15 protein-coding genes are annotated in these 15,801 nt (G+C 58.4%); 11 read left to right on the top strand and 4 right to left on the bottom strand.

Translation table 11 applies throughout. The features are described 5' to 3' along the window. Positions 1-103: 103 nt before the first annotated feature. Positions 104-1,399, top strand: a complete 1,296-nt coding sequence (gene serS / locus AACT07_RS08495) for a serine--tRNA ligase (RefSeq protein ID WP_069527215.1) — start codon at positions 104-106, stop codon at positions 1,397-1,399. 2 nt (positions 1,400-1,401) lie between these two features. Here serS and AACT07_RS08500 read toward each other — a convergent pair whose 3' ends face one another. After that, positions 1,402-1,578, bottom strand: coding sequence for a hypothetical protein (locus tag AACT07_RS08500; protein ID WP_155395816.1), 177 nt, complete (start codon positions 1,576-1,578; stop codon positions 1,402-1,404). Between the two features lie 8 nt (positions 1,579-1,586). Between AACT07_RS08500 and AACT07_RS08505 the strand changes: the two genes are divergently transcribed. From AACT07_RS08505 to AACT07_RS08545, 9 genes are all read left to right on the top strand, one after another. After that, positions 1,587-2,075, top strand: a complete 489-nt coding sequence (locus tag AACT07_RS08505) for a CvpA family protein (protein WP_005337086.1) — start codon at positions 1,587-1,589, stop codon at positions 2,073-2,075. A gap of 21 nt (positions 2,076-2,096) precedes the next feature. Continuing rightward, complete coding sequence (gene purF / locus AACT07_RS08510) at positions 2,097-3,617, top strand: amidophosphoribosyltransferase (RefSeq protein WP_005351229.1); 1,521 nt, start codon at positions 2,097-2,099, stop codon at positions 3,615-3,617. Positions 3,618-3,835: 218 nt separating this feature from the next. Continuing rightward, a complete protein-coding gene (gene miaE, locus AACT07_RS08515; RefSeq protein ID WP_005346385.1) occupies positions 3,836-4,594 on the top strand; it encodes a tRNA isopentenyl-2-thiomethyl-A-37 hydroxylase MiaE in 759 nt (252 codons plus the stop codon). Between the two features lie 303 nt (positions 4,595-4,897). Continuing rightward, positions 4,898-5,542, top strand: coding sequence for an adenylate kinase (gene adk, locus AACT07_RS08520; RefSeq protein ID WP_005337083.1), 645 nt, complete (start codon positions 4,898-4,900; stop codon positions 5,540-5,542). A 98-nt stretch (positions 5,543-5,640) separates the two neighbouring features. Further along, positions 5,641-6,615 (top strand): ferrochelatase, encoded by a 975-nt coding sequence (hemH, locus tag AACT07_RS08525; RefSeq protein ID WP_069527216.1) that lies wholly within the window; start codon positions 5,641-5,643, stop codon positions 6,613-6,615. A gap of 34 nt (positions 6,616-6,649) precedes the next feature. Beyond that, positions 6,650-7,042 carry an MAPEG family protein gene (locus AACT07_RS08530; RefSeq protein ID WP_064338136.1) on the top strand — a complete coding sequence of 131 codons (393 nt, stop codon included), beginning with the start codon at positions 6,650-6,652 and terminating at the stop codon, positions 7,040-7,042. Between the two features lie 186 nt (positions 7,043-7,228). Further along, on the top strand, positions 7,229-8,533 hold the full coding sequence (locus AACT07_RS08535; protein WP_005346378.1) for an inosine/guanosine kinase: 1,305 nt from the start codon (positions 7,229-7,231) through the stop codon (positions 8,531-8,533). Between the two features lie 179 nt (positions 8,534-8,712). Next, positions 8,713-9,075, top strand: coding sequence for a DUF2750 domain-containing protein (locus tag AACT07_RS08540; RefSeq protein WP_005337077.1), 363 nt, complete (start codon positions 8,713-8,715; stop codon positions 9,073-9,075). 175 nt (positions 9,076-9,250) lie between these two features. After that, positions 9,251-9,745 (top strand): hypothetical protein, encoded by a 495-nt coding sequence (locus AACT07_RS08545; RefSeq protein ID WP_042055706.1) that lies wholly within the window; start codon positions 9,251-9,253, stop codon positions 9,743-9,745. Here AACT07_RS08545 and AACT07_RS08550 read toward each other — a convergent pair. Then, positions 9,708-11,348: an EAL domain-containing protein gene (locus tag AACT07_RS08550; RefSeq protein ID WP_069527217.1), complete on the bottom strand. Its 1,641-nt coding sequence runs from the start codon at positions 11,346-11,348 to the stop codon at positions 9,708-9,710. The genes AACT07_RS08545 and AACT07_RS08550 overlap by 38 nt on opposite strands. 189 nt (positions 11,349-11,537) lie before the next feature. On the opposite strand from AACT07_RS08550, the gene glgC reads away from it, so the two are divergent. Continuing rightward, entirely contained in the window at positions 11,538-12,812 is a 1,275-nt protein-coding gene (glgC, locus tag AACT07_RS08555) for a glucose-1-phosphate adenylyltransferase (protein WP_005337070.1), read from the top strand. Between the two features lie 83 nt (positions 12,813-12,895). On the opposite strand, the gene AACT07_RS08560 is transcribed toward glgC, so the two are convergent. Together AACT07_RS08560 and AACT07_RS08565 are read right to left on the bottom strand one after the other, a co-directional pair. Then, positions 12,896-14,893, bottom strand: coding sequence for a hypothetical protein (locus tag AACT07_RS08560; protein WP_069527218.1), 1,998 nt, complete (start codon positions 14,891-14,893; stop codon positions 12,896-12,898). A 195-nt stretch (positions 14,894-15,088) separates the two neighbouring features. Continuing rightward, positions 15,089-15,640, bottom strand: coding sequence for a lipoprotein (locus AACT07_RS08565; RefSeq protein ID WP_005337065.1), 552 nt, complete (start codon positions 15,638-15,640; stop codon positions 15,089-15,091). Positions 15,641-15,801 lie beyond the last annotated feature (161 nt).

A 15,801-nucleotide genomic window follows, 5' to 3' on the forward strand; every position in this document is an offset into this window, starting at 1 on the left:
GAAGACGATTGGGGTGCGCCAACCGATGTTAACTTCCGGATCTGTTTCCCAGCCCGTCATGACGACTCAGGCCCAGATCCCATTTTAAAAAAGTAGGTAAACCATGCTGGATCCCAAATATCTGCGCAGCGATATCGAAGAGGCTGCCGCTCGTCTGGCGACACGTGGCTACGTTCTGGACGTAGCGGCTGTCAACGCTCTGGAAGAGAAACGCAAGGATCTGCAGTCCCGTACCCAGGAGCTGCAGGCCGAGCGCAACGCCCGCTCCAAATCCATCGGTGAAGCTGCCCGTCGTGGTGAAGATGTTGCCCCGCTCAAGGCCGAAGTGACCAAAATCAACGACGAGCTGGAAACCAGCAAGGTCGAGCTGGATGCCCTGCTGGCCCAGCTGAAAGCCATTGCCGACGCCATCCCCAACCTGCCGAGCGAGACCACCCCGGTGGGCCGTGACGAGAACGACAACGTGGAAGTGCGTCGCTGGGGTACCCCGCGCGAGTTCAGCTTCCCGGTACGCGATCACATCGATCTGGGCGAAGCGGCCAAGGGCGTTGACTTCAAAAACGGCGTCAAACTCTCCGGTACCCGTTTCGTAGTGATGAAGGGTCAGATTGCCCGTCTGCACCGTGCCCTGGCTCAGTTCATGCTGGATCTGCACACCCAGAAGCATGGTTACACCGAGTGCTACGTGCCCTATCTGGTGAACCCGGACAGCCTCTATGGCACCGGCCAGTTGCCGAAATTTGCCCAGGACCTGTTCAATACCGGTATCGAAGGTGAAGGGGAAGAAGAGGGCAAGGTACGCAAGTTCTCCCTGATCCCGACCTCCGAAGTGCCGCTCACCAACATGGCCCGTGACGAGATCTTTGACGCGCAAGAGCTGCCAATCAAGATGACCGCCCACAGCCCCTGCTTCCGCTCTGAAGCCGGTTCCTACGGTCGTGATACCCGTGGCCTCATCCGTATGCACCAGTTCGACAAGGTTGAAATGGTTCAGCTGGTTCACCCAGAGAAATCCTGGGATGCGCTGGAGGAGATGGTGGGTCACGCCGAGAAGGTGCTGCAACTGCTGGAGCTGCCGTATCGCGTGATGGCGCTCTCTACCGGTGACATGGGCTTCTGCGCTTCCAAGACCTACGATCTGGAAGTGTGGCTGCCGGCCCAGAACACCTATCGCGAGATCTCCTCCGTCTCCAACTGCACCGACTTCCAGGCGCGCCGCATGCAGGCTCGCGTGCGCATCGACGGCAAGCCGCAGCTGCTGCACACTCTGAACGGTTCCGGTCTGGCGGTGGGTCGTACTCTGGTTGCCGTGATGGAGAACTACCAGCAGGAAGATGGCCGCATCGCCATCCCGTCTGCGCTGCAATCCTACATGGGTGGCCTGACCCACATCGGGTAAGCTCACGCCGCTGACCACAACGCCATGGCATTGCCATGGCGTTGTGCATTCTGGCGCCGATCAACCGTTTTAGTACTGAAAAAATGCGGCTTTTCGGCGTCGCTTTGAACAGTTAACACATTTTTATCAAGCAATGCGCAATCGTTTTTGTTAGACTGCGCCGCAATTTCGCAGGACATCTTTTTCTATGGTCTGGATTGATTACGCCATCATCGGCATCGTCGGTTTCTCTGCTCTCATCAGCCTGGTGCGCGGCTTTGTCAAGGAGGCTATGTCTCTTGTCACCTGGTTCGTCGCCTTCTTTATTGCCAGCCATTTCTATCCCGATCTCGCCGTCTATTTCACCTCCTTCTCCGACGCGCTGGTTCGCAACGGTCTGGCCATCGCGGCGCTGTTTGTGGCGACCCTGATCCTCGGCAGCGTGGTCAACTATGTGGTGGGCCTGTTGGTGGACAAGACGGGTCTCTCTGGTACAGATCGGGTGCTGGGGGTCTGCTTCGGTGCAATTCGCGGGGTGCTGATCGTCAGTGCCCTGCTTTTTTTCATGGATACCTTCACCAGCCTCTCCCAGAGCGACTGGTGGGTAGCGTCCAAGCTGGTGCCGGAGTTCAAGCCGGTGATCCAGTGGTTTTTCGGGTTCATGTTGAACTCATCCAGTTTTCTTAAACAGGTATAGTGACTTCGAGGTAGCAAAGACATGTGTGGTATTGTCGGTATAGTTGGCACCACCCCCGTCAATCAGGCCCTCTACGACGCCTTGACGGTGTTGCAGCACAGGGGACAGGATGCCGCCGGGATCGTGACCATTGATAGTGGAAACTTCCGGCAACGCAAGGCCAATGGCCTGGTGAAGGACGTGTTTGAAGTGCGCCACATGCAGCGTTTGCAAGGGAACATCGGCATAGGTCATGTCAGATATCCCACCGCAGGCAGCTCAAGTGCCGCTGAAGCCCAACCTTTTTATGTGAACTCGCCCTACGGCATGGTGCTGGCCCATAACGGCAACCTCACCAACGCCAAGGAGCTCAAGGAGCAGCAGTTCAAGGTCGCCCGTCGTCACATCAACACCACCTCCGATTCGGAAGTGTTGCTGAACGTGCTGGCCCACGAGCTGGATCGTTGTGACAAGATGGCCCTGCGCCCCGAAGATATCTTCGCCGCGGTGCGCAGAACCCATCAGCAGATCCGCGGCGCTTATGCGGTGGTCTCGCTGGTGATTGGTCATGGTCTCATCGGTTTTCGCGATCCCAACGGCATTCGCCCGCTGATCCTCGGTCGTCGTCAGGACGAGCAGGGCCAGGTGGAGTACATGCTCGCCTCCGAGAGCGTGGCACTCGACGCCATCGGTTTCGAGACGGTGCGGGATATTGCGCCGGGTGAAGCCATCTACATCACCGAGCAGGGCCAGCTCTTCTCCGAGCAGTGTGCGGAGAACCCGCAGATGAGCTCCTGTATCTTCGAATATGTCTATTTCGCCCGTCCCGATTCGTGCATCGACAAGGTCTCGGTCTACGCCGCCCGCCTCAACATGGGTCGCAAGCTGGGTCAGAAGATTGCCCGCGAGTGGGAAGATCTCGACGTTGATGTGGTTATCCCCATCCCCGAGACCTCCTGTGACGTGGCGCTGGAGATCGCTCACACCCTGGATCTGCCATACCGTCAGGGCTTCGTGAAGAACCGCTACATCGGCCGTACCTTCATCATGCCGGGCCAGACCCAGCGCAAGAAGTCGGTGCGCCGCAAACTCAACGCCATCAGCTCCGAATTCAAGGGCAAGAAGGTGTTGCTGGTAGATGATTCCATCGTGCGTGGCACCACGTCCGAGCAGATCATCCAGATGGCCCGTGAAGCGGGGGCAGCCAAGGTCTACTTCGCCTCGGCGGCACCGGAAATTCGCTTCCCCAACGTCTATGGCATCGATATGCCCACAGCCAACGAGCTGATCGCCCACGGCCGTGAAGTGGAAGAGGTATGCAAGCTGATTGGCGCTGACGGCCTGATTTTCCAGGATCTGGAAGATCTGGAAGCCGCCGTGCGGGAGATCAACCCGGATCTGCGTCACTTCGAGACCTCGGTCTTCAATGGCCACTACGTCACCTCCGACGTGGACCAGTCCTATCTGGATCACCTCAACGCCCTGCGCAACGATGACACCAAAGCGGTGCGTGAATGGCAGGAAGGCACCAGCAATCTGGAAATTTTTAACGAAGGCAGTTAAACGTTTGCGATTTTGCCGGATGGGATAGCGAAATGGGGGCCAGTGGCCCCCATTGTCGTTTCTACCTCGCACCGGCAGAAGGGGTAGGGGGTATCTGTTTGAAAAACATCCGTTTATCTTGCCGGATATGGGCATGGCCAGCAGGATCCGCTAGCATAGGTGGCAACATATATGACCGATACGCTTTTAACCGGCGTGTTTAACAAACGAGAGTTTAGATGGATGATCTGTTAGCCCCTGTGCGCCAGTTTTTGCAGTGCGAGACCCCGGATGAGTGGGTGGAGATGGCGCGGGATCCGGCCCGTTTACCGACCCTGCTCATCGATCACGCCAACTGCGAGACCAAGGCCGCACTCACTGCCCACAGTCTGGTGCGCCGCTACTGCCTGCCCAAGGGCAAGCGCCATCTGCTGCCCAAGCTGGAGTTCTATCGCGAGCTGGATGCCATCCCAGAGAAGGCCGAGATCCTGGGCAAACGCAGCATGGGGGAGTCTGATCGCACCGTCTTTGCCGAGCTGGAACGCAATCCGCTGCTGTTTCCCATGGTGAGACTCATTCAGGAGGAGCTGCATCACTTCGAGCAGGTGCTGGAGATCATGCAGGCCCGCGGCATCGAATACGGGCCGGTGACGGCCTCCCGCTATGCTCGCCAGTTGATGCAGCATGTGCGCACCCATGAGCCGGCCACCATAGTCGACAAGATGATCATCGGCGCCTATATCGAGGCCCGCTCCTGCGAGCGCTTTGCCAAGCTGGCCCCCCATCTGGACGAGGAGTTGAGCCGCTTCTATGTCTCTTTGCTGCGCTCCGAAGCGCGTCACTATCAGGATTACCTGAGCCTGGCCGAACAGTACGCAGGGGAGGATATCAGCGAGCGGGTAGCCTTCTTTGGCAAGCTGGAAGCCGAGCTAATCTGCTCGCCGGATCCGCAGTTCCGGTTCCATAGCGGCCTGCCTGTCACATCTGACAGTTGTTGACGCACAGGGGGCAAACTACTATTGCCCTGTTCCTACTACGAGCGACAAGTAGTTACTTTTGAGCGCAATTCCCGGCCCTGAGCCGGGATCTTTTTTTCTGTCGTACGTCCTTCCGGTTTTTGGCGCTCTATGCTGAATCCCTGGCTATTTTTGCGTCTTCCCCTTGCGATGAAATCCTGTTCGATCAGCCGGTTATTGTGGTGATAAAGTGCTCATTCAAGTGGCTCACCCTTGTAGAAACGGGCGAAACCGTGTACTTTTTTGCCTTCGCAAGATTTGAATAACCAATCAATAGGAGCGTGTATGCGCATTGTTCTGTTGGGGGCTCCGGGCGCCGGCAAAGGTACCCAGGCTCAGTTCATCATGGAAAAACACGGTATTCCCCAGATCTCCACCGGCGACATGCTGCGTGCGGCGATCAAAGCGGGCACCGAGCTCGGTCTGAAAGCCAAAGCTGTGATGGACGCAGGTCAGCTGGTCTCTGACGACATCATTATCGGTCTGGTCAAAGAGCGCATCGCTCAGCCGGACTGCGCCAAAGGCTTCCTGTTGGACGGTTTCCCGCGCACCATTCCCCAGGCGCAAGCCATGAAGGACGCTGGTGTCGTGGTTGATTTCGTGCTGGAGTTCGATGTGCCGGACGAAGAGATCGTCAAGCGCATGAGCGGCCGTCGCGTTCACTCCGGCTCCGGCCGTACCTACCACGTGGTGTTCAACCCGCCGAAAGTGGAAGGCAAGGATGACGTGACCGGTGAAGATCTGGTGATCCGCGCCGACGACGAAGAGACCACAGTACGCAAGCGTCTGGATGTATATCATCAGCAGACCGCGCCGCTGATCGGTTTCTACGGCAAAGAGGCGGAAGCGGGCCACACCCGTTACGTCAAGATCGACGGCACCCAGCCGGTTGATCTGGTCAGCAAGCAGCTTGCCACCATTCTGGGCTGATCTTTGCTGCCGGCACTGTTTCCCGTGCCATCAGATAAATAAAGAGAAGGGCCCTGTCGGGCCCTTTTTGCATAATGACAGATAGACAGGAAGCCAACGTGACCACGAAAACCGGAATATTGCTGGTCAATCTGGGTACCCCAGCCGCACCGACCACCGCTGCCGTCAAAGCGTTCCTCAGCCAGTTCCTGCACGATCCCCGTGTGGTGGACCTGCCCCGTTACCTCTGGTGCCCGCTGCTCCACTTCATCATCTTGCCGACGCGCTCGCCCAAAGTGGCCAAGCTCTATCAGCAGGTCTGGACCGAGCAGGGCTCGCCGCTGATGGTGATAAGCCAACAGCAGCGCGCCGCACTGGAGCAGGAGCTCAAGCGGGAGGGGGTCGAGGTGCCGGTGGAGCTGGCAATGACCTATGGTTCCCCGTCAGTGAATGATGGCTGGCAGGCGCTCAAGGCCAAAGGGGTCAACCGGGTGATCCTGTTGCCGCTCTATCCGCAATATTCGGTCAGTACCACCGCCTCGGTCTTCGATGCCTGGGGCAAGGCGATGAAGAGAGAGCGCAATCTGCCGGTGGTACGGCTCATTCGTGATTATCACGCCCATCCCGAATACATTCAGGCGCTGGCCATGAGCGTGCGCCGTCACTGGGAGCAGCAGGGCCAGGGTGATCACCTGCTGATGTCGTTCCACGGTATTCCCGAGCGCTATGAGAACGAAGGGGACCCCTATGGTCACCAGTGTCGCCATACCGCCAGCTTGCTGGCCGAGGCGCTCGGGCTGGAGTCCGGGCAGTGGACGGCCAGCTTCCAGTCCCGCTTCGGCAAGGAGGAGTGGCTCAAGCCCTACACAGACGTGACCATCGCCGGTATGCCTGCTGCGGGCATCAAGCGGCTCGATGTGATTTGCCCCGCCTTTGCCGCCGATTGCCTCGAAACTCTTGAGGAAATTCAGGTACAAAACCGGGAGATCTTCATGGAGGCCGGTGGCGAGCGGTTTGAATATATTCCGGCCCTCAACAGCGATCAGGCCCATATCAGGATGATGGTCTCGCTCATTTGCCGCGAATTGGCATGAGTGACCGGCAGTCAGTCAAACAAGGAGTCGAGTCATGGTACATATCACGCTGATATACGCAGGCCTGCTGGGGCTGCTGTTTTTGGGGCTATCTTTCTGGGTGGTCAGACGTCGTGCCCAGTTCGGGGTGATGATAGGGCAGGGGGAAGCCCCCGAGCTGCTGGCGGCGATCCGGGCCCACGGTAATTTTGCCGAGTATGTGCCGCTGACCCTGCTGCTGATGGCGCTGTGCGAGCTATCCGGTGCCGGTGCGCTCTGGCTGCATGCCGGTGGCGCCATGCTACTGGTTGGCCGCATCCTGCATGCCATCGGCATCCAGATCCCCAAAGCCCCCAATGTGCCCCGTTTTCTGGGCACCTTGCTGTTCTGGCTAGCCCTCGGCCTCTTCTCGCTGCTGGCCCTGTTGCAGGGGATGGCGGCCGCCTGAAAACCGACGCTTTTTTATGCTAGGGAACCACCCCGGGCGGGGTGGTTTTTTTATGGTGAAAAGGCAAACGTTTTTCCTTGCAAGCCTTGTCTATACTGACTCCATTATTTAAACAGGGCGACTTTTCGGGGCGGCGGATTGTGTTAAAATCCCGCCCCTCTTTCCCCCAGAGCACAGAACATTGCCATGAAATTTCCCGGTCAGCGCAAGTCCAAACACTACTTCCCTGTCGACAGACGCGATCCCCTGGTGCCGCAAAATCCCCTGTTAACCGAGCTGGGCAAAGCCTACGTCGTCGGGATTGATCAGACCCTGGTTGATATTGAAGCCCATGTGGATGAAGACTTTCTGACCCGTTATGGTCTGAGCAAGGGGCACTCCGTTGTCATCAACGACGACGTGGCCGAACGGATTTATGACGAGCTCAAGACCAACAACATGGTAGTGAGCGAGTTTGCCGGTGGCACCATTGGCAACACGGTACACAACTACTCGGTACTGGCCGACTCCCACTCCATCCTGCTGGGTGTGATGAGTCAGGATATTCGCATCGGTTGCTACGCCTACCGTTATTTGTGCAACACCTCTTCCCGTGTCAATCTGGACTATCTGCAGCCGGTTGATGGTCCCATCGGCCGTTGCTTCACTTTCATTACCGAGTGCGGCGAGCGCAGCTTCGGTATCAACGCCGGCAAGATGAACCAGCTGGATGTGCAGCACATTCCGGAGGATGTGATCAAGGGGGCGTCTGCCCTGGTGATCACCGCCTATCTGGTACGTGGTGACGATGGTGATCCGATGAAAGAGGCGGCCATGACCGCGGTGCGTTATGCCCGCGAGGCCGGTATTCCCGTGGTGCTGACCCTGGGCACCCGTTTCGTCATCGACGAAAACCCCCAGTGGTGGCGCGACTTCATTGCCGAGAACGTGACCGTGCTGGCGATGAACGAAGACGAAGGTGAAGCCCTGACCGGCATCGCAGATCCGCTCGGTGCGGCCGACAAGGCGCTCGACTGGGCCGACATGGTGCTCTGTACTGCTGGCCCCATCGGCCTCTACATGGCGAGCTACACCGATGAGGACTACAAGCGCGAGACCACTCATACCTTGCTGCCCGGCGTTATCCCCGAGTTCAACATGTATGAGTTCAGCCGCCCGATGGCCCGCGCCAAGTGCCGCAAACCGGCCCGCATCTACTCCCACATCTCCCCGTACATGGGGGGCCCGGAGAAGATCAAGAACACCAACGGGGCAGGGGATGGCGCCCTTTCCGCCGTGCTGCACGACATGGTGGCCAACTCCTATCACCGGATGAATGTGCCCAACTCCGCCAAGCACATCTCCGAGTTCCTGACCTACTCCTCACTGGCCCAAGTGTGCAAATACGCCAACCGCGTCAGCTACGAGGTGTTGGCCCAGAGCAGTCCCCGTCTCTCCCGCGGTTTGCCGGAGAAAGAGGACAGCCTGGAAGAGGTTTACTGGGAGCGTTGATCTCCTAATCTGCAAGACGCCTCCATCGGGAGGCGTTTTTGCAGGCAAATGGGAGTTATCCCGGCTTTTTTCCCGGAATAACCCCAATATGCTTGAGTCCATGTCACTTTTACGACACCATTTGGCCATCGTATTGTCGCCCGACAATGCCGCAGCACCCGAAAGAAAGAGAGAATCCCATGAGCATGCTTAACGACAACCTTGACGCCAATTTCCAACTGTTTATCGAACAAGTCCGCGAGTCGGGTCAAGTGTGGGGTCTGCGCTATGGGGAAGACTGGGTCGTCTGCCGCTCCGCCGAATTTGAAGATGCCGACGTGATGCCGCTCTGGTCTGCCGAAGAGGATGCCCGTCTGCACTGTGTTGACGAGTGGGCCGATTACGAGCCGGAAGTGATCGATCTGGAAGAGTTTCTCGATATCTGGATCAACGATCTGGATGAAGATGATGTGCTAGTCGGCCCGAACTGGAACGCCGATCTGGAAGGCCAGGAGCTCGAACCCATCGAGCTGGCCAAGGCACTGGTTGAATTGGACGCCTGAAAGCGCCTCCATTGATGGCCTGAACGCACAGGCCATCGGGACAAAGACCGGCATCCGTGAGGGTGCCGGTCTTTTTTATGGTCGAATGGCCCTATTGATGAGTTAAAAGCCGATTTGCCTTTGCACCTGTCAGGGGGATGGTCCATCATCAACCTTTTGCCAAGGGAGGAGCGCCATGTTTGTATTCGACGTAACGGGAGCTGCGGGTGAGAAGGCCAGCATTCGGGTGCAGGCGCTGGATTGGGCGCAAGCCGGACCTGTGACCTTCCAGTGCGATGACGATCAGCTGGCGGTCGTGCTCCTGAGCGGTTGTCGTTGCGATGCGGTGGGCTTTTTCAATCTGTTGGCGGGGTGCAAACCGCTCTATATCGAGCAGTGGCTCAGCTATCTGCAGGAGAGTGGTCGCATTGGCAAGTGGAGCCATCAGACCGAGAGTCCCGCCGATGGGGACTATCTGGCCAGAGCCGGTCTGGAGCACGATGAGCTCAATACCCTGCTTGGCCAGGTCTATCAGGTGGCGGGGTTCAACCGGTTGCAGATCAACCGTTACCTCAAGAACCGCCACAATCCTACTACACTGGCGACCCGTTACGATCAGAAAGAGCTGGAGCGCTATCGCCAGCTCAATGACATCATTCTGACCCTTTTGAAGCTGAAGCATCCTCAGTAAAGAGCCCCAGCTGGCTGATATCCGGTCGCAACGGTTGCGGCCGGGCGATCAGATAGCCCTGCAAGCCATCCACGTACATCCCCTGCAGCAGCTGTTTCTGACCAAGCTGTTCTACCCCCTCTGCAATCACCTGACACCCCATCCGATGTGATACATCGACGATCATTCGTACGAACTGCTGGTTGGTCTGATCCTGCTCCAGTCCGGTGATCAGGGCAGGGTCCAGCTTGATGTAGTCGGGCTTGAGCTCACGAAACAGGGTAAAGGAGCCGATCCCCTTGCCGAAATTGGCGATGGCCGAGCGACTGCCGTTGCGGCGCAGCAGTTCAAATACCCGCTTGGCGCCTGTCAGGTTGCGTTCCAGATGCTCTTCATCCAGTTCGAACACCAGATTGGCACTGGTATTGGGATCTTTGAGCAGCTGGCGGTCAAGCCAGATCAGGAAGGCGCTGTTTTGCAGCAAGTTGGGAGAGAGATTGATCCCCCAGCGACTCTGGTTGGCACCAAAGGCCCGGTACTGACGCATGATGTGGGTAATGACCAACTGCTCCAGCCGCATCACCATATCCAGCCGCTGTGCCATGGCAAACAGGGTGTCGGTGGGCAGTGCTGTGCCGTCGCTGCCGCTGAAGCGGGTGTAGATCTCGTTGTAGGCCAGCATGCTGCGGTGCAGGGGCTGGATCGGCTGATAGGTAAAGCTGAGGCGCTCCTGTGCCAGCACTTCAGTAAGCACGTCGCGCCAGTGGTGTTGCCCCTGCAGCTCGGAGGCGCTGTCATCCTGTTGGATGGCCCAGCCGTTGATGGTTTCGGTCTGGGCGCGAGCCAGCGCCAGATCCGCTCTGGCCAGTACGGCTTCAATTTTCTGGCCGCTGCTGAGCTTGGTCAGCCCCGAGTAACCGGTGCTCTCCAGCTCGTGCTGATCCTGATAGTGATCGAAGGCCACCTTCAAATCCTGCCCCAGCAGATGGGGAGGAATATTGGCCACCGGTTGCACCAGCACGGCGAAATCGGCCCCCGAAATGCGGTAGACCTGATTGCCCGGGAAACGGCTTACCACCCGCTTGATAAGGGCCGCCATGTCCTTGATGTAGGCATCACCAGATTGGAAGCCGCGCTGGGCGTTGATCTTGCCAAGCTCGGTGGCACGGATCAGCACCAGGGTCGCGGTCTGGGTGTCCTGATCCCGCTGCAGCAACTCGGTCATGTCGCGGCGAAACGCGTGGCGGTTGAGTAGCTGGGTCAGCTCGTCGGTGGTGGCCAGGTTGCTGAGCTCGGTCAGCTGGCGATGAGCGCTCTGCTCGGCGCTTTCGAACTGCTCCAGCAGCTGTTGCAGCACCTCCTGGGAGGCGGGCTCATCGAGTTGTGAGGGATCCCGTCCCCTGATCGCCTTGACCCAGGTGAGCTCCTGATGCTGGAGCATGCCATCCATGGTGCGGATGGCCAGCATCAACAGCAGGATCATGCCAAGCAGTGTGGTGGCCAGGATAATGGCCAATGTGAGCGGTGTGCTCTGAAGGGCCAACCAAACTGCTTGCAGGAGCAGCAGGGGTATGGTCACTATGGTGGCGATCAGAAAGAGGGTACGTCCGAGCTTGTGAACCATCTTGTCATCCTTGAAGTGGCTGCTTTGTGGGGGAATTTTAACCAAGCTGGCGGAGCAAAGCATGCTATTCCTCGCAACTCGGTGAAAAGGGTCAATTGAGATCGGTTAAATGTGAGTGAAACCACTTTCACAGGTGCCGAAACAGGCGAAGATGAGTTGAAAATAGATCAAACAAGGCAGAGGTAAATCATGTTGTTAGAGCCCGAAAATAGTGCCAAAGCACGACAATTATTGAACCAGAGTATGGCACTGGTGCTGGCGGGTGGACGTGGTAGTCGCCTGAAGCAGTTGACTGACAACCGCGCCAAGCCTGCCGTCCATTTCGGTGGCAAATTCCGGATCATTGATTTTGTGCTCTCCAACTGTATCAACTCGGGGATCCGCCGGGTTGGTGTAGTCACCCAATACAAATCTCACAGCCTGCTGCGTCACCTGCAATCGGGCTGGTCCTTCCTGCGTTACCAGATGAACGAATTCATCGACCTGCTCCCTGCCCAGCAACGGGTGGACGAGGTGCACTGGTATCGCGGTACCGCCGATGCCATCTATCAGAACGTCGATATCATCCGTGACTACGGCCCCAAATACCTGGTGGTGCTGGCGGGGGATCACATCTACAAGATGGATTACGCCGCCATGCTGCTCGACCATGTGCGCCTTGGTGCCAAGGTGACGGTCGCCTGTATCGAGGTGCCGCGGGCCGAGGCATCGGCCTTCGGGATCATGGATATCGACGAGCAGCGCAAGATCCGCGCATTCGTCGAAAAACCGGCCAATCCGCCCGCCATGCCGGGTTGCGAAGATCGCTCGCTGGCCTCCATGGGGATCTATATCTTCGAGGCGGAGTACCTCTACCAACTGCTGGAGGAGGATATTCACAATCAGGACTCCAAACACGACTTCGGGATGGATGTGATCCCCCGCATCGTGGAGGAGGGGATGGCATTTGCTCACCCTTTCAACATGTCCTGTGTCGGGGCGCGCGAGGGGCAAAAGCCCTACTGGCGTGACGTGGGTACGCTGGACTCCTTCTGGGAAGCGAACATGGATCTCGCCTCCGTGCTGCCCGAGCTCGACATCTACGATCAGAACTGGCCCATCTGGACCAGCCAGACCCTGACGCCACCGGCCAAGTTTGTGCAGGACCGCAATGGTCAGCATGGCATGACCATCAACTCCATGTTCTCGGGCGGTACCATCGTCAGCGGGTCGTTTGTGCTCAACTCGGTGCTCTTTACCAATGTGCGGGTGCACTCCTTCTGCACCCTGGATCAGGCCATCATCTTCCCCGGGGTCGAGATTGGCGCCGGTTGCCGTCTGCGCCGGGTGGTGGTGGACAAGGGATGCGTGCTGCCCGATGGGCTGGTGGTGGGCGAGAATGCCGATGAGGATAGCCGCCGCTTCTACCGCTCCGAGCAGGGGATTGTGCTGGTGACCAAGGAGATGTTGGACAAGCTGGTTTGAGGAAGTCCTTGAAACTGTGTCAGACGCTGTAATGCAAAGGGAGCCAAGTTGGCTCCCTTTTTCATGCTGGTGAATGGCGAGGATTATTCGCTGACCACCGCTTTGGCGGCCATCACCATGGCGGTGCCGTGCTTGCCACCGGCAGCGGTCACTTGCGGTACGCCATCTTCATCGGTGTCGCTGCCGGCACCTTCGATGATGTTCTCGCCGGAGTCACCGATCCACTCGGCCATCTGCATGCCACCGTTGACGGTGCCACGGAACCAGCTGACGTACTGACCGGTCAGCTTGGCCAGCTCCAGCTCGGGCGCCTTCTCGGCCCCTTCGTTGCGCAGGTTCAGCATGGCAGAGCGCAGGGCGCCGGAGATGGCAGCCTGGGTCCAGGGAGTGTATTCACCCTGTTTACCCGCCAGCCAGGTGCCCGCCTTGGCATTGAAGTAGGCCTTGTCGGTGGCGATGAACAGCTCGCGGGCGGCAGTGCGGTACTTGGCATCGGAGGTAGCGAGGAAGGCGGCAGTCAGACCACGGATGGCGGCGAACTGTGCATCGATGGAGTGGCCGGCATCGAGCTTGCCACCCAGGGTGATGCCGTCATGCACCAGACCATTTTTGCCCTTGAGGTTGGCAAGGATGAAATCGGCCTGTTTGCGGATAAGCTCAAGCGCCTGCTGACCCTGCTGGGTCTTGAGGTTCAGCTCGCCATTGTCACCGGCGGCGTAGCCGACCGGCAGCGCATCCTGAGCGCGCTGGAAGATCTGCAGGGCGACCAGTGCGTAAGCAGCGTCAAAGGTGGTGACGTGCTTACCCTGTTTGCCTGCCTGCCAGCTGTCGACCAGGGTGCCAGCCTTGGTATCAAAGTGCAGGGCCGCCAGGTTCTTGAAGGTGAGGTTGGAGAGATTGATCGCCAGCGAGAAGGCATCGCTGCCTGCGACCGCTTTGCCCAGGTCATTGGTCTTGTTGGCAGCCGGTGCGGCGGCAAACGGCGCGCCGTCAAACACGGCGTGGAAGGCCGGGTTCTGGTTGGTGTTGGCGCTGCGCTGATCGCTGAAGGCATAGAACTCGGAGAGCGGCCACAGCATCATCCAGGCATCGCGCAGCTGGGCGGAGCCATCCACCACCTCCAGCTTGCCAATGGCACCGGCATCGTTGTTGCTGGTTTCGGTCACTTTCACCTGATGGGGGAAGTAGACAACACCCTTGGCCGGATCGTACTGCGGGGTTATTTTGGCGCCCAGTTGCTTGCCATCGAAGCCGAGCTGGTTCTGCATGATGGCCAGCTTGTCGATGGATTGCTCGGTCAGCATCATGCCGTTGAAGCCATCGGCGGCAGAGACGCCCAGCTTGTGCTTGCCATCCTGATCCATGGTGGCGGAGGCGGCTTCTACCTCTTCATCGGTCTCGGCCACGTGCATGCCGCCGAGGAAGTCCTGGGACCACATCACCTCTTTGAGCAGGATGCCGCCCACGGCTGCGGGCACCAGCAGGTTGTCGCTGCCGCTCCAGCGCAGGGTGCTGTAGTCGCGGAAGTAGGCGGGTACCTGGGTCTTGACGGTTTTCTCGGTCCCTTTGGCGGTCTTGATGGTGATCTGGTCGCCATTGACCGGGGTGGCGTTGACGGCCTGGGCAAACTCCGGATTGGCGGAGGCGTAGGGCAGGGAGAGGGGATACATGCCCTGCGGCACTTCATCCGCCGGGAAGCCAACGGCATCGGCCATGGCCAGCACTCGTTGCCCCAGAGAGGCCATGGTGCCACCACGAGCCAGGTTTTGCGGCCCGTTCACCAGATGCGGGCCCATGCCGGATTGGTAGTTGAGGGCGTACATCGCCTCTTCGGAGTATTCGTAGGATTCGATGCCGGCAGCGAAGTCGAACGGGGTCGGCTCATCGGCACGGTTGGCATCCAGCACATCCAGATCCAGCCCCAGCGCTTCGGCCAGTGGCTCACCGGAGAGCTCGAATTCGGTATAGGCCAGCATGTTGGCAGCGGTATTGAATGTCTTGTCTTCGACTTTGACGGCTGCGTGTGCGGCGCCGCTGATCAGTGCGCAGGCGATCGCCTGAACCAGTACGGTTTTTCTCATGTCCCTTCTCACCATTGGTTTTATTATTGACGCTTCTCATGACGAATCTAAATGAGAATGGTCTGCATTATGCTGTGTTGCAGGGGACTTGAGAAGTAAAAAACCGCCCCATTCGGCTGCACGTTAAACCGGATGTGCGCTGTCGAATAGGACGGTTATCTGTTGAGCGCGCTGAAAGTGCCAGCGCTGCGGGGATCAGAGCAGCTTGAACGGGATGACCAGACGGCCCGGCTCTACCTTGAGGGCTTCGACCTTCTCCTTGATCCTGGCTTCGTTCTTGCGGCTGCTGTCGAGGCGGTAGACCGGCGTCTGCGACAGGAACAGGGAAAGGGACTGATTGAAGGTGGGCAGCAGCGGGGTGAGGGCAGCCCCGATATCGGCCGGCTCGGTCTTGACCGAGACCAGCTCAAGGTCGCGCAGATAGATGGCGCCCTGATCGGCCACATAGTCCGGGCGGGCGCTCAGGGCAAAGCGGATCTTCATCTGCTGGCTACCAAGGGGACTGCTCACCTGCAGGTCACCAGCGGCGTCCAGCTCGATGCGATCTGCTTGTTTGCGGCCGATGCGGCTCTGCATCTCGTCCAGACGGATCTTGCTCGACATGATGCCGGGGATCCCCAGCTGTTTTTCAAAAGAGACCTGATCTTTGAGGTACTGGTTGATTTCGGCCTCGCTGACATTGTACTGGGTCAGGGAGCAGGCCCCCAGCAGCAAGGCGAGGGGGAGTAACAACAGCTGTTTCAACATGATGGATTCCGCTTGGGCAACTATGATGACGCTATCTTACGCGATAACGGGCGTGGAATGAGAGCCTCATACCGTGGGAAATCACGGAGTTGCTGCATTCCCGATGGTTTTTTGGCAACCGCCGGGTTCATCATCGAAGGGTGAGCGGAATAGGGCTGAGC

This window comes from Aeromonas sp. ANP5 (genome assembly GCF_963870295.1).
In the GTDB taxonomy this organism is placed as follows: domain Bacteria; phylum Pseudomonadota; class Gammaproteobacteria; order Enterobacterales; family Aeromonadaceae; genus Aeromonas; species Aeromonas veronii.